Source organism: Geminocystis sp. M7585_C2015_104 (genome assembly GCA_015295805.1).
Classification (GTDB): Bacteria; Cyanobacteriota; Cyanobacteriia; order Cyanobacteriales; family Cyanobacteriaceae; genus DVEF01.
Genome location: DVEF01000012.1, coordinates 29,299 through 44,427 on the forward strand (window position 1 = coordinate 29,299; position 15,129 = coordinate 44,427).

Here is a 15,129-nt window from a genome sequence, read left to right on the forward strand (position 1 = left end):
ATTCATTCCCCCTTGTCAGTGGTAATCCTCTCTAACAATTCCTCTTCTGTCAACGGTTTGCCTACCAAGTATCCCTGAATTACATCACAATCCAACTCTTCTAGGACTCTTTTTTGGTTTTCCGTTTCTACTCCCTCTGCCACCACTTTCATCCCATATCCTCTTGCCAAGGTAATAATGGCGGCCACCAGGGCCCTATCCTGTTTATTATCGCACAGACCATCCACAAAGGACTTATCTATTTTTATGGAGTCGAAGGGGAATTTTTTCAGGTAACCAAAGGAAGAATAACCGGTGCCAAAATCGTCCAGAGACAGTTTTACTCCTATTTCAGCCAATTGGCTAAGGGTTTTTTCTACTTGTTGCACATCCTGTAATAAAATCGACTCGGTGATTTCCAACTCCAAATAATCAGGGGGAAATTGAGTTTCTTCTAATATTGTCTTTAGCTTGTTAGCGAAATCATCTGTTTGAAACTGTTTAGCAGACACATTCACCGACAGGGTGAGAGGAGGATAGCCGCATTGTAGCCATTTTTTCCCTGTTTCACAAGCTTGTTTTAATACCCATTCGCCAATGGAGATAATCAATCCTGTTTCTTCTGCCAGGGGTATAAATTGACTGGGGGATACAATGCCTAGGATAGGGTGTTGCCATCGCAGTAATACTTCCACTCCCTCAATACGGTTTGTTTTCAAATCTAGTTGGGGTTGGTAGCTGAGGAAGAATTGTCTGTTATTCATTGCTTGATATAGGCTATTTTCTAGCTCAAAAAGAAACATTTTTCGCCAACCCAACCTATTAGTATAAAATTGGTAATTGTCCCTGCCCAAATGCTTGGCCCGATACAATGCCATGTCTGCATTCTTAACTAAAGTTGTCTCATTTGAACCATCTGTTGGGTAAATAGAAATTCCGATGCTACAAGTCACATATATGTTGTGATTGTCTATAAAAAACGGCTGCTTTATTTTGCTAATAATTGCTTCGGCCAAACTTTTCACCGGATGATTATTTTCTCGAAACAGGGCTGACATTTTGCTGTATATTGGCATAAGTACAATAAACTCGTCTCCTCCCCAACGGGCCAAAACACAGTTAGTGGGGAGTATTGTTTTTAGGCGGTATGATATTTGTTGTAGTAGTTTGTCTCCTACGGTATGACTGAGGGTGTCATTCACATTTTTAAATCTATCTACATCGATAAAGAGAATTGCTAATGATACTTTTCCTTCTTCTCCACTCCGCAGGTATTCTTCCAGTTTCTGATAGAAAAATTCTCGGTTAGGCAAGCCCGTAAGGGAGTCATGAATTGCCTGATATTTTAGTTCTCTTTCGTATTTCTTTCTCTCGGTGATATCAAAAGCATAAATTCTTATCACCTTTTCCCGGCAGAGAAAGTGTATATATTCTTCATAAAATAGGCCATTATACTCTATTTCTCTTATGAGCAAATGACTCTGCTGAGGGTCAAGATTATCAGGATAACTAATAGACATTAACAGAGGGTTTTCTTGGGTTTTACCCTCAACTATTTCCTCAAAACAGATTCTGGCGGCAGGATTACAATAAAGCAAATTTCCTTGAGAGTCGAATTCCAAAATGGGATTGGGAGACAGTTCAGGAAAAGAGGCTAAATGTTCTATATTTTGACTATGAAGACGCTCTTTGAGATTTAATTCGGATACAATGAGGGTGTCTTGTAATTTTTCCCTGGTGATGCTAGAGATTTTCTTTATGACATCCGCGGGGGGAGAAGCAGATATATTTTCCCTTTTATAAACCGCCTTATTTTCCTCCGAGCCAAAAACAATAACATCCCCTGTTTTTAGGGTGTGTTGGATTATTTTTTGACCGTTTACAAAAGTGCCATTTTGACTTCTTTTACCCCGCAAATCCCCATCAACAAGAATATAAACTGTCTCCCCATTTTCCGGGGACTCTTTTCGCACTAGAGTGGCGTGCAATCGGGATACAAATGGAGAGTCCAGGAATATAGAATTCTTGGAGTCTCGGCCGATAAAATAAAGCCCATCTGTTAGAATAACAGTATTTTCCTGTTGGTATTTACTGGGGAAAAAAACAAGAAGATGACGACTAACAACTCGTGGCAAGGAATGGCCGCTATCCATGGGGAAATATCATCTACTGCCGCCCACACCATTATAGGTTAGCAAAAATGAACAAACTTATTTTCATTGTGCCCGTTGGTGGCTGTTGAGGAAGGCAGTCATTTCTTCTGGGTTTAAAGGGGCAGTTAGCCAATTACCTTGTATTTCAGCGCAACCCAATTTGACTAATTCTTCAATTTGACTTTTGTCTTCCACCCCCTCGGCAACAATTCTCACATTCTCTAAACCACGGCTAAAAGCCATAATGGCACTCACTAGGGCCTTTTCCTGGGGTTGTGTTAAGAGGGTTTTAATCACAGGACGGTCTATTTTTACTGTAGTAAAGGGGAAACGTTTAAGATAGCCAAAAGAGACATCACTAGTGCCAAAGTCATCCAGGGCTATTCTTATGCCTAAATCCCTTAATTTTTCTAGTGTGGAGAAAACGTCATCCGGGGCTTTTTCTATGGTTTTCTCCTGGATTTCCAACTCTAGGTAGGAGGGGGGTAAGTCCAGTTTTTCTAGGATAGCCTGTAGTTTCTGCACAAAATTGCGTTGTTGCAATTGTTGACTGGAAATGTTAATACAAATGGGTTGGTTTTGCAAATAGCCCTCTTGCCATCTACGGCGTTGTTGACAAGCATTTTCGATTACCCAATCACCGATGGGTACAATCAAACCAGTCTCTTCTGCCATGGGCAAAAACTGTTCGGCACTAATTAATCCCAAATCGGGGTGTTGCCAGCGAAGCAATGCCTCAACCCCTGTGATTTTCCCGATGGTAGTGGAAAGCTGGGGTTGGTAGTACAGACGAAACTCGCCCCGCTCCAAGGCATAACTCAAAAGTCTTTCCAGACGTAGGAAACGGTCTATTTCCGTCTGTCGGCTCACATCTGCAAATTTATAATTATTTCCTCCTGCCTCTTTGCTTTTCTGGAGGGCAGTTTGTGCCTGCTGAATTAAAGACTGTAGGGTTTCCTCTTCTCGTTCTCTTACTGCGATGCCAATATAAACTCTTGTATATATATGTTGATGGTCTAGGAAGAAGGGGGGTTTCAGGGCTTCCAACAGACGACTGCTTACCCTCCCGGCGTCTCTGGCGCTGCGAATTCGGGGCAGAAGACAGGCAAAAACGGCCCCTTCCCAATGGCAAATCACATCTCCCTCTCGTAGACAGGCGCGCAGGCGTTTCCCCACCCCTTCTAATACCTTGGATTTCAGACTGTAATTGAGGGTATCTCTTCCCTCTTCTAAAATCTCCAATTCCAAAAAGATTACTGACAATAGTCCTTTTTGACGACGACTATTGGCTATAGCTGTTTTTAATTGTTCCAAAAATAGTTGCCGGGTGGGCAGGCCAGTTTCTAAATCATATAAACTGTCCTTTTGGATATAGGTTTGTTGCTGAGTTTGTTTATGGGGTGGATATATTGTAAACAGGAGGAGAATTTGGTCTCCATAAGTCAGCCAAGAAATACTAGTTTCTAGACTTACTGGTAGTTTGTTCTTGCCCTTGTACACGAACTCTCTCACAAAATTTTGCTCTTTTTTGCTGGCCAAAATCAGCTCGATTTGCTTATCCAAAACGTTGGTTGTTAAGTCGATTAAGTCGTACAATTTTAGGGAAAACAGTTCCTCAACAGAGTACTCCAATAGGTCTGCTATGGCCTGATTGGCCTCCAGTATTTTCTTATTCTGGGCGTCTACTAGTAAGATTCCGTCCCTGGTCTGGCTGATAAAAAGTCTATACCTTTCTTCTGTTTCTTGTAATTGGGCCTCTATGGCTTTTCTCCTGGTATAATCAAAGACATAACTCCTGATTAGTTTTCTCTCGGGTAAGTAGTGGATATATTGTTCGAAAACTTGCTCCTTGATGTGAACTTCTCGCACAAATAATTTATTGTCTTTCCCTTGAGTGCTATCAATATTTTTCAACAATCCCATGAGGAGGGGGTGGGTGTCAACTGGGGGGTTATTTTTCAACTCTGGAAACTTATTGGTGGCGGCGGGATTGAGATAGGTGATGTTGCCATCCCAGTCTAGTTCAAAAATGGGATTGGGGCTCAATTCTGGGAAGGAGGCCAATTTAGCCACGTCGGCGGCGGGGGTGTTACTTGCCAACGCTACCCCGGCTTCTTCCACATAGCCTTCAGTGGCCACTACTGTCTTTTTGGTACTTTTTTCTAATATTTCTCTTTTTCGTTCAACAGTGGCGGCGGCAACGGAACTAGTGCTTTCTAATTCTGGGGGCTTGACAAAGTCGCCAGCTTGTAGTAGCTGGAGTTGCTCGGGACTGTGAAGGATATAGTAGACTGCCTGGACGTCTTGGCCAAAACTAATGACATCTTCGTGTTTTAACTCTTGTACTAGACATCTTTTGTCGTTAATAAATATTCCATTGGTGCTACGATTGCCCTGTAAATCGCCATCGAGAAGCCAATAGGAATAGGTGCGATTCTTGGTGTCAGTGCGTCGTAGAAGGGTTGCATGGAAGCGGGAGACTTTTTTGGAGGAAAGGACAATCTTATTACGAGGATCTCTACCTATGGAATAATTAGCTTCGTCTAGGACAATGGTGCGTCTGGAACAGTCGTCTTGTACTACCAGTACGTGAATTGCGGGATTTACATCAAATGGATAATCCTTACTCATATTGCCACCGGGGGAAATGGGAAATAAGAGAGTACATGTAGGGGAGGCCAGGGGGGGCGTAAATAAGGCTGTCGTCCTGTTGCCCCTTTTCCTCTAGGATCATTGTAGTTAAAAAGGACAGGAAAGTTTCTTAGTTTTTGGCCTTTTGCCCTTGCATTTTGCAATAGATTGTCTTGAGATAACTAAAATAACATATTTAGAGGGTATATTCGGCTTTTTGGAGGAAGAGTGTGGCCTCTTTGGCGGGGAGGGGACGGGTGATGAGATTGCCCTGGATTTGGTGACAACCCAGTTTTCTGAGCAATTCCACCTGTTCTAGTTTTTCCACTCCCACGGCTACAAGACGAAACTTATAACCCTTAGACAAGACAGCCATGCTCTCCACAAAGGCCTGATGCTGGGGACTAGTTTCTAGTTGACTTATCACAGAGGGGCTGATTTTAACAGTATTAAAGGACACCGTTTGCAGATAAGCCAAGGAAGAATTACCTATGCCAAAGCCGTCATAACAAAGTCTTATTCCCTCCTTTGCCAGCTGATGGAGGGTTTTGTAGGCTGATTCCGTGTCTTGTAGGAGGCAACTTTCTGTTACTTCCAACTCTAGCAATTGGGGGGGCAGTCCAGTTTGTTCGAGAATTTTTAACACCGTCTCGGGGAAATTAGGTTGGAAAAATTGACGGGCGGAGACATTGACTCCAAGGGGCACAGGGGGGATATTTTCTTCCCGCCATTTTTGCATCTGTAAAGTGGCCGTGTGTAGGATCCAAACCCCCAGGGGAAGCATAAGGTCCGTTTCTTCTGTGAGTTTTAAAAAATGCCTCGGGGTGACTTTGCCCAATTCAGGGTGATCCCATCTGAGAAGGGTTTCCAGGCCCGTGAGGTTTTTTGTGTTAATATCAAGCTGCGGTTGGTAACACAGGAAAAACTGTTGTTCCTTGATGGCAGTGCCGAGCAATCCCTCTAGTTTGAGAAGGCCGGCGGCTTTGGGGCTCAAGTAGAAGCCACTGACACCCAGATTAGCCGGCACGTTGTTTTTTGCCTGTTCTAGGGAAATAAGAGCGTTTTTAATGAGTAGAGAGGGGTTGTTGCCATCGATGGGGTAAATCAGCAGACTCAGATTGAGAGCCAACTTGACCGTCTCTTGGGCTACTTCTTTTTGTAAATAATCCTCTACGGTAGTGGAAATCTTTTTGACCACCACAGCGGCTTCTTTTGGCCCACGGAGGCGGGGCAGCAGGGCCATAAACTTGTTATTGTCCCACCTGGCCAGTAAATCTCCTTGCCGTAGACAGGACTTAATAGTCTCCGTCAAATTTTTGAGGGTATTATCTTTTAGCTGAGGGTGGTGTTGACAATATTCTTCCCAATGCAAGACTTCTGCTACCACCATCCCCATCATCTGCTGATACCTGCTGGCTTGAGCTACGGCAATTTGGAGTTGTTCTTCAAACAGTTTCTGGTTGGCGATGTTTAGCAGGGGGTCATGTAGGGCATAATAGCTAGAATACTCGTCTTCTGGTGGGTTCTTTGAAGGGCTTTGTATCACAAAACAAAACATCTCTTTGTTTTGATAGGCGATGAGACTGATGCAGCTGTCCAAACTGATAAGGTTTCCGTCCTTGCGACGATAGAGATATTTAGTTTGTAAATCCTGTTTGGTTTCTAGAATTTTACTCAGGTCCTGATTAAGAGTATTTAAGTCAGTAGCAATGAGGTTATAGAGGGTTAGGTTAGTGATTTCCTCGTGACCGTAGCCCAAAAGACTGAGGAAGGCGGGGTTAGCCTCTGCGAGACGACGACTGGAGGCATATACGAGGAATATTCCCTCACTGGTCATTCTCACAATGGCTCGATAGAGGGCCTGACTTTCCTTCAGTTGAGCCTCTGCTTGTTTCCTTTGGGTGAAGTCATAGATATAACTCCTGATAAGTTTCTTTTCCGAGAGGTAGTGGACGTACTGTTCAAACACCTCATTGCCTATTTTTACCTCCCGTAAAAACAAATTTCCCTGACGGCTGTTAAAATCTTCCAACAAGCCTGCTAGGATAGGGTGTTTTAGTTTTTCCTCAAACAGGGTTTCAAATTTGAGACTGGCAGCCGGGTTAACGTAGGTAATATTACCCTCCCAGTCTAGTTCAATGATGGGGTTAGGACTAAGTTCGGGGAAAGACGCCAATCGTACTAACTCCTGTTGATCTTCCTTATTTTCTTCTTCCCTATTGATGACTGTTTCACTGGACTGACTGTTGAGGGTGACACGGGAAGCAGAAATTTTATCTAAACTTTCCGGGTTGAACAGGTCTATGCCCGCGTTAGCTGGTATTATGTAATAGTGCGCCTTGGCCTCACCGCCGAAACGAATTACGTCTCCGTGTTTCAAATCATGAGAAATGACCGACCTGCCGTTGACAAATAGACCATTAGTGCTTCTTTTTCCTTGCAAATCGCCGTCAATAATCCTATAACAGTAGTGGCTTACCCCGTTTTCGTCTTCTTCTATTCTCCGAATCAGGGTGGCGTGGGTGCGGGATACTTGATAATCGTAGAGGATTATGGGATTGTGGGAGTCTCTGCCAATAGTATAGTTCCCTTCCTCTAAAAATACTATTCTCCTCCCCTTGCGGTCTTCAATTACAAACAGGTGACGGAATTCTTGTGGTTGATTCATTGATATTTTCCCCGAAAGCCTGGCAACTGTCCAGAATGATAAGGATAGCCACTTGCTGCAGGGGCGAACATCCTAGTTGTTCTTTTCCCGTGGCTTCCCCCAATTAGATATTATAATTCACCCAATAATCTGCGATTAAGTGCCTTTTTATATTCTTTTTTCTTCTCCCAAGGACTGTCTCCAAAAAAAAAGAAAAACCCCCATATTCCAGACGCAGAAAGATAGCAGACGGAGGCATGTAAGCTTCTCTACAAGGGCCCATACTTTTCGTAAAAGCTTATACCAATTTCCTCAGCCCTCTTTTAAACCTTCTGACGTCTCCGAAACCTGAAATTAGCAATTATAACCACTATAGCTCTCTTATGCTCATTGTTTCGCCTAATTTCTTCCAATACCTTGCCATAGCTCTGTGAACTGGCCTTCCTTTAAGTGGAGGCTCTTTTCTAGGGATATGTCCCATCAGGAAAGCCTATAGCTATGTTATCTTCCTCATAAGGAATGCACAAGCTAGGCGCACTGTTTCTGATATCTCTGAAAAAAACCCCACTGGCGTCTTGTAGTCTTCTATAGTAGAATCATCTCTATCTTTATTTGAAGCCTTCTTACATGGGTCAAAGAGTACTCCACTTGATACTGTTAATACTTCTGAAGGGGCACAAGACAGAAGTGAAAGTACATGAGTGTGGAGGCAGAAGTAGAACAGTTAGTCTAACCACACCCTATCCCCTTCTGCAATAGGTTTTGTTTTATACTATAATTGGGGGGGACGATAAAGCTAGAGAGCTGATGACAGGTTTAGCCCTAATAAGTGTCTCTGACAAGAGGGGAATAGTAGAGTTAGCTTCTGCCTTGGTAAAGGAGTTTGACTTTAAGATAGTAAGCAGTGGAGGCACAGCCAAAACCCTGGAAGCTGCCGGGATTGCTGTTACCAAAGTGAGTGACTATACGGGCGCCCCTGAAATTTTAGGCGGTAGAGTTAAAACCCTACATCCCCGCATCCATGGAGGCATTCTTGCCAATTTGGACTTGGAATCCCACCGACGCGACTTACAGGAAAATCAAATTACCCCCTTCGATCTGGTGGTAGTAAACCTGTATCCCTTTGAACAAACTGTTGCCCAGGAAAATTGTACCCTAGCAGAGGCCATTGAACAAATAGATATTGGCGGCCCTGCCATGGTTCGGGCTAGTGCTAAAAATTTCCAACATGTTACTATCTTGACCAATCCGGATACCTATCAGGAGTATCTCCAACAGTTAAGGGAAAATGGGGGAAAAACTACCCTAGAATTTCGTCTAGCCAGAGCCATAGAGGCCTTTGAAATGACAGCCAACTACGATTGGGCGATTTGCCGTTATTTTGCCCAAATACGACCAGATTTAGCCAAATTTTACGGCTTGGGCGGTAAGAGAATTGCTACACTCCGTTATGGCGAAAACCCACATCAGAAGGCCAGTTGGTATCAAGTGGGCAAAGAGGCTACGGGATGGGCAAAAGCGGTGCAATTACAGGGAAAAGAATTAAGTTACAACAACCTGGTGGATTTGGAGGCGGCAAGGGCGTTGGTAGCAGAATTCCCTCCCTCCTCCCCCGCGGCGGTTATTGTAAAACATACTAATCCCTGTGGGGTTGCCATGGGAAAAACACTGTTATCTGCCTACGAAAAGGCCTATAACGCCGATTCTGTCTCTGCCTTTGGGGGTATTGTAGCGGTAAATCAGACTCTGGACCAACCTACAGCAGAGGCCATGGCGAAAATTTTTCTGGAATGTATTGTAGCACCCGCCATCACCCCTGAAGCACAAGAGATTCTGGCCAAAAAAGCTAACCTGAGGGTTTTAATCCTACCAGAGTTATCTGTTGGAAATCAGGAGGACATTAAAACCATTGCTGGCGGTTTCCTGGTACAAGATAGTGACATGGCCATGGAATCCCCCAACAGCTGGCAGGTGGTAACGGAAACACAGCCAACCCCACAAGACTTGGAGGAATTGCTATTTGCCTGGCGGGTGGTAAAACATGTAAAGTCCAATGCCATAGTGGTAAGCAGGGATTTTGCCACCCTGGGGGTGGGGGCAGGACAGATGAACCGTGTGGGGGCTGTTAAAATCGCTCTAGAACAGGCAAAAGAGCGCGCCCAAGGGGCTTATCTGGCCAGTGACGCCTTTTTCCCCTTTGATGACTCGGTAAGGGCCGCTGCTGCCGCTGGTATTAGGGCTATTATTCAACCCGGGGGCTCTATCCGTGATGGGGATTCTATCCGGGCCGCCAATGAACTGGGTATTATTATGGTATTCACCGGTGTCCGTCATTTCCGCCATTGATTTCCCCACCCCCTCTTAGAGAGAAGTCCTTATCTCCTAATCCCTACAGTTGTGGCGTCACCTTGTCTACAATTTCCAAACTGCCATCGGGCTTGACCTTCCATACATCATAAACCCCCACCACATCCCCGTTTTCGTCTATGTCTACGTTGCCACTGGCCCCCTGATAGTTGATTTTCTCTCCCTTGCGCAATAATTCTAGGGCTTTACAGGGCTCAGATACCTCAACCCCGTCTGGATTAGCTACTTCTCTTAACTTGCTTTTAATGGCCTCACCGGTGTTTTCGCCGGCTGCCTGAGCCGCCAATATGAGTAATACGGTGGCATCCCAGGTGTGGGGCACAAAGGCGGTTATGGGGGTGTTGTTGGTTTTTTCCGCCCACAGACGCCGGAAGTACTCCAAAGCTTTACCATCAGCACCGGGAACTGTACCCAAAGCACCGGCTATAATGGAGGTGCCTTCTGCTGTCTTGCCCACCTGTCTAGTAAAATCCTCGGAATAAACCCCGTCTGTCAGTAAAACCGTTACCCCCTTTGTCAACCCCTGTTTGAAGGCTGCTTGTAGTAATAGACTCCCTGTTTCCGCATACAAGACAGCCGCTACCGCCTCTGGTTTGTTGGCAAAGGCGGCACTGGCTTCACTGTCAAGGGTTACTGCTTTAGGATCATATCTTACTGGCTTGTCTTTGTTGAGCACCTTACCTCCCAATCCCTCAAAAGCGTTTACGAATTCCTTTTCAAAGGCCACTCCATAGTCATTGTTTATTACAACTGTAGACACATTTTTAAAGCCCTGTTTTTTGGCAAGGGCAGCCAAAGCTCGAGCCTGATAGGTGTCGGGAGGGGCAGTACGAGCCCAAAAACCGTTAAAATCGCCCTTTTTGGCCCTTTGGGTGAAGACTGGGCTGGTGCTACCAGGGGAGATCATCATCACCTTGTTGCGTACGGCGATTTCTAGGGCGGCGGCGGAAACACTGCTGGCAAAGGAGCCCACCACTCCCGCCACTTTGTCTACCTCTGCCAGTTTTGTCATGGCGGCACTGCCGGCCACTGGATCCGTTTGGTCGTCCTCTATAACCAGAGTTACGGGTTGCCCATTAACCCCCCCACAGGCATTCACCGTTTCTACTGCCAGTTGGGCCGCTTTGGGCATGTTTTGGCCGATAGAAGATAAGTCCCCGGTGACGGGCATTAGTGCCCCTATTTTTAACCCTCCCCCACCGGTGGCTGTGTTATTCCCCCCTTGATTGGTGCCAGTATTTGTACCTAACAGGTTGCAACTTGTTATAAGACCCTGACAACCAATCAGTAAAGCTAACAGGAATTTGTTACGGAAAATCCTCACAGACATGGCTAATCTCCTCTCAATTCCTCTTGGATTTTAAGTAATAATATCAATGAACAATCATAAATTGCTAGTCCTACCATTGCCAGGAACAACTACAAATTGTTCCCTAACTCCCCTATTTTATCCAACACCTGTCTTGGGGATAGTTGATTTTTAAACCAGATAATTTGAGGCAATAATTCTTCGGTTTTTATTCCGGCTTTTTCTAGATTTAATCGCTCCGACACAGCAATTAGTAAGTTTTTGACCGAGGCTTTTCGGATTTGATAAAATTTCTTTCGCAGATATTGAGGATGCCAATAACCAATGATTTCCAACAGAAAATAACGACCATCCGGATGGACAATACGAAAGTCGGGAATCATTACTCCCGGGGGAATTGGGACTAATTCTACCTCCCTTTCCAGCCTCCATTCAGTGTTGAGTTTTTTCCACTGGTTGGCAAAGGATTCTTCTATAAGACTGTCGTAGGTTTGATTCTTTGGGTAATGGCTGACTAAACCACAATTGCTGTCTAAGTAAAATTGGAATGTCCCTCCCGTCTTCTTGGTTTTGTCTTTGTGGTGGATTGTGGCTGTCAGTTTCCACTTGCTCACATGAAGAAGGGCAGGTATCATTTTGGCCAAGGCTAGGCCATAACGGGTACTAGGGTTGAACAAACTGGCAGGACCATCTATAGTAATGGTAAAACCAGTCTCGGCGTCTCCCTCCACATAGGACATAAGTTGGAAGAATTTGATATAGCGGAATAGTAATTTATACTCACCGGGGTCGTTCCTATAAGCGTGAATGGTAATGTGGCTAGCGCGGTAAAATATCCCCTGTACCTGGGAAAGATTATAACGATGGATTAAAGTGTCTGGGGAAGGGGGTGAAAATTCTGTTAGAATACGATTCTCCTCCAAGTCGGCGTATAATCCCTCTTCGATTTCCCTTGCTGATACTTGTCTATTTAATTCTTTGGAGAGGGAAAGGGCAACAGATTCTATTACCTGTTGGCGAGAGGAGGGTGTAGGTGGCAGTTGGGAGGCAAGTCTAAAAACCAATTGGCGTAAATAAGAAGGTTTAATAGGGCTAATAATTTCAAAGCGGGAAAAGTGATTTTTTAACAGGTGATTTAGTCCTCTTTTTAGCCGGTAGTCAGGGCTATTTCCTTCCAGGATTGCCAGTCTTTCTTCTAATTCTTTTTGACTTTGACCCACACAACTTTGAAAACAGTCAATGTGTTGTTGTGCCAAGGTTAAAAATTTGCCATCTAGGGGCAGTTTCTTGGGAATCAGACTGTCTCCCTGACGCCGGAAAATCAGTAATTCGCTGGGTAACATCCCTTCCTCCCTGATTTGTTTTATAAATTAAACTAATCTGAGTCAACCGCTAATGTTCATATTGTTAGGACAATTGCTAGTTTTTTGCTAGGCTTTGTGATAAAATGTCATCCCGAGAATCCTGTGAGGAATATTTGGGCTGATGATGAGTTGAAATTTGCTAACCTGAGCAAAATTATTCCCACTATTGTAATCATTCTAAGCAAGAAGAAAAATAAGCCTTTTATGGAGACAAGATGGAAACTATCCTGGCAGACGCTGAGTGTGATGTTGGCATTAACCTTTGGCAGTATAGGGTTTTTTGCCACTATGGTTTTGTTGCGTTTGCCAAGTCACCCCAATTGCAGTAAAATAGCACTCTGGTTCAGTTCCGCTACTAGTAGGATTTATTGTGCCCAGTTAAAAGCGAAAAAAAATACCGTTGAGGATTTGCTAGAAGCTATTGAATTATTGCGAGTATTATCCCCAGAGCACCCACTACGAAATGAAATAAACCGTAATATAGCTCAATGGTCTAATGATATACTGGAACTGGCGGAGGAGAAGTTTCAACAGGGGGATTTGGAAAAGGCTATCGCCATTGCCCGTAAAATTCCAACTGATGTGATAAGTCATGGGCAGGTGGAAGAGAAAATAAAGGGTTGGCGTCGAATCTGGGAAGAAGGGGAAAAAATTGTCCAACAAGTAGAAGCACACCTGCAAGAGGCCCAGTGGAATCAGGCCTTCCTCACCGCCGTCGAACTGTTGAATTTGGACAACGAGTACTGGCAAACCGTAAAATACCAGGAATTGGTGAAAACTATTAACCTGGCTAGGGAGGAAAGTAGAAAATTAGATGGCGCCTATTTGGCTTTACGGCGGGGAGGTTTGGAGAATCTGTTAAAGGTAATTGAAATAGCCTCCACCATCCCAGAAACCAGCTACTCCTACAAAGAGGCAAGTAAACTAATCCAGGAGGCGGAGGAAAAAATTGTGGCCATTGGCGATGAATATATTAATGCATCAGACTGGGACAGTTTGAGTGAATTGGCGGCAAAAATCCCTGAAAAAAGTGGGCTTCATTCCCTGGCCGCCGATTGGAAACTGTTGGCAAGCGCCGGTAAAAATGCTCGTTTGGGAACCGTTTCTGCTTTGGAGTTGGCCATGGCAGAAGTCTCTCAAATACCCAGTGATAGTAGGTTATATCCCAAAATTCAAAACCTAATCGCCATTTGGGATGCCATCAGGGAAGATTTAAGTTATCTGACAGAGGCAGAGGATTTGGCTAAGTCTGGAGAAGTTGCTGACTTGTTGGCAGCTATCACCAAAGCCCAAGCTATTGACAAAGATAACCCCCTATACCAGAAAGCTCAAAAGAAAATTAAACAATGGCAGGAAGAAATACAACTTAAAGAAGATCGTCCCATCCTTGAGGAGGCTAAAAATATTGCCCAGGGAAATAATATTCAGGCTCTACAGACGGCTATCCAACGAGTTAGTCGTATTAGCTCAGAAAGGGCCTTGTACAAGGAAGCTAGAGCCTTAATACGTCAATGGCAACGGAATATAGAAAGACTAGAGGATATCCCTATTTTACAACAGGCCCAGGCTCTAGCGGAGAGCAACAGATATCAGGAGGCCATCCAATTGGCCAGTAGAATTACTAGGGGGAGAGCATTATATCGGGATGCCCAACGCTATATACGTCGTTGGCGTCGGGAGATTAGCGCCCAGGAGGATTTGCGTCTTGCCTATAGTATAGCCCAAAATAATGATCCCCAGTCTCTTCTCCAGGCCATTGAGATTGCCCAAAAAATCCCCAGTAATACCAGTGTTGCCAGTGAGAGTCGTCAGGCTATTGAAATTTGGTCAGAGGAGATTTTAAACAACGCTCGTCGTGTGGCGGAAAGTTATTCCCTCTCTGCCCTAGAAAAAGCCATCGCTATTGCCAACACTATTCCCCCTGGCACCAGTGCCTATGTCAACGCCCAACAACTAATTGAAAATTGGCGCAGGTATCTGTATCCCGGCAATTCCCCCGATTCCCCCCGCTAGGCTCAGGTAATAACGATTGATTACACATATAAAAACCAATCCTCTGCATTCAACTCTAAAAAAGCCTTCCCCCTGTCATCCCATACAATCTTAGTCAAAGAACAAAAAGAAGGGGATATGTCCACCTTGCCTACAAGACTCTCAACTATTCCCGCAACCGTAATGCCATGGCCCACTACCAGTATATGGCCAGAGAATTGTGTTACCAGAAGCTCAGTCATTTTCCTCATCCTAGTCAATACTTCCTCCTCCGTTTCTGGGTAGACGGGGAAAATTTGACTGACATATCTCCAATCTATACGGGGATAGACACCCTCCAACTCTTCCCTTGGATGCAACAGCGGAGGAGAAGTCATCCAATTGGGGTTAAGCCATTCTCCCAATCCTGCCTCTAGGCAAACTTTTAACCCGAGAATCTCCGCAATAATGTGGGCTGTCTGAATTGTACGCAAAAAGGGGGAGGCCAAAATTCTCTCTATTCCCTCTTTTTTTAGTCTTTTGCCCAACTTTTCTGCCTGAATTTTTCCCTTTTCCGACAAAGGTGGGTCATACTTCCGTAGTGCCCGTGTAAACCACTCTGGCTCCACAAAGTCCAGTCTTTCCCCATGTCTTGCCAAATACAGCGTCAGGGACATTATTTTACCACTAGTCTTGTTGCCTTCTTAT

The 15,129-nt window shown here is 44.6% G+C and carries 8 protein-coding genes; 2 read left to right on the forward strand and 6 right to left on the reverse strand.

Features of this window, described 5'->3' with window-relative positions; all coding sequences use genetic code 11:
* Positions 1-2: 2 nt before the first annotated feature.
* The 3 genes from IGQ44_01280 to IGQ44_01290 all read right to left on the reverse strand — a co-directional run bounded on the left by IGQ44_01280 (position 3) and on the right by IGQ44_01290 (position 7,431).
* Positions 3-2,132, reverse strand: a complete 2,130-nt coding sequence (locus tag IGQ44_01280) for an EAL domain-containing protein (protein ID HIK36612.1) — start codon at positions 2,130-2,132, stop codon at positions 3-5.
* A gap of 63 nt (positions 2,133-2,195) precedes the next feature.
* Positions 2,196-4,763, reverse strand: coding sequence for an EAL domain-containing protein (locus IGQ44_01285; GenBank protein ID HIK36613.1), 2,568 nt, complete (start codon positions 4,761-4,763; stop codon positions 2,196-2,198).
* A 196-nt stretch (positions 4,764-4,959) separates the two neighbouring features.
* Complete coding sequence (locus IGQ44_01290) at positions 4,960-7,431, reverse strand: EAL domain-containing protein (protein ID HIK36614.1); 2,472 nt, start codon at positions 7,429-7,431, stop codon at positions 4,960-4,962.
* A gap of 786 nt (positions 7,432-8,217) precedes the next feature.
* Here IGQ44_01290 and purH point away from each other — a divergent pair.
* Positions 8,218-9,756, forward strand: coding sequence for a bifunctional phosphoribosylaminoimidazolecarboxamide formyltransferase/IMP cyclohydrolase (purH, locus tag IGQ44_01295; protein ID HIK36615.1), 1,539 nt, complete (start codon positions 8,218-8,220; stop codon positions 9,754-9,756).
* A 43-nt stretch (positions 9,757-9,799) separates the two neighbouring features.
* Here purH and IGQ44_01300 read toward each other — a convergent pair whose 3' ends face one another.
* Both IGQ44_01300 and IGQ44_01305 read right to left on the reverse strand, forming a co-directional pair.
* A complete protein-coding gene (locus IGQ44_01300) occupies positions 9,800-11,107 on the reverse strand; it encodes an ABC transporter substrate-binding protein (protein ID HIK36616.1) in 1,308 nt (435 codons plus the stop codon).
* Between the two features lie 89 nt (positions 11,108-11,196).
* Positions 11,197-12,429: a DUF790 family protein gene (locus tag IGQ44_01305; GenBank protein HIK36617.1), complete on the reverse strand. Its 1,233-nt coding sequence runs from the start codon at positions 12,427-12,429 to the stop codon at positions 11,197-11,199.
* A 225-nt stretch (positions 12,430-12,654) separates the two neighbouring features.
* Here IGQ44_01305 and IGQ44_01310 point away from each other — a divergent pair, with 225 nt between their 5' ends.
* Positions 12,655-14,463, forward strand: coding sequence for a hypothetical protein (locus IGQ44_01310; GenBank protein HIK36618.1), 1,809 nt, complete (start codon positions 12,655-12,657; stop codon positions 14,461-14,463).
* Positions 14,464-14,483: 20 nt separating this feature from the next.
* Here IGQ44_01310 and IGQ44_01315 read toward each other — a convergent pair whose 3' ends face one another.
* Positions 14,484-15,098, reverse strand: a complete 615-nt coding sequence (locus tag IGQ44_01315; GenBank protein HIK36619.1) for a histidine phosphatase family protein — start codon at positions 15,096-15,098, stop codon at positions 14,484-14,486.
* Between the last annotated feature and the right edge of the window lie 31 nt (positions 15,099-15,129).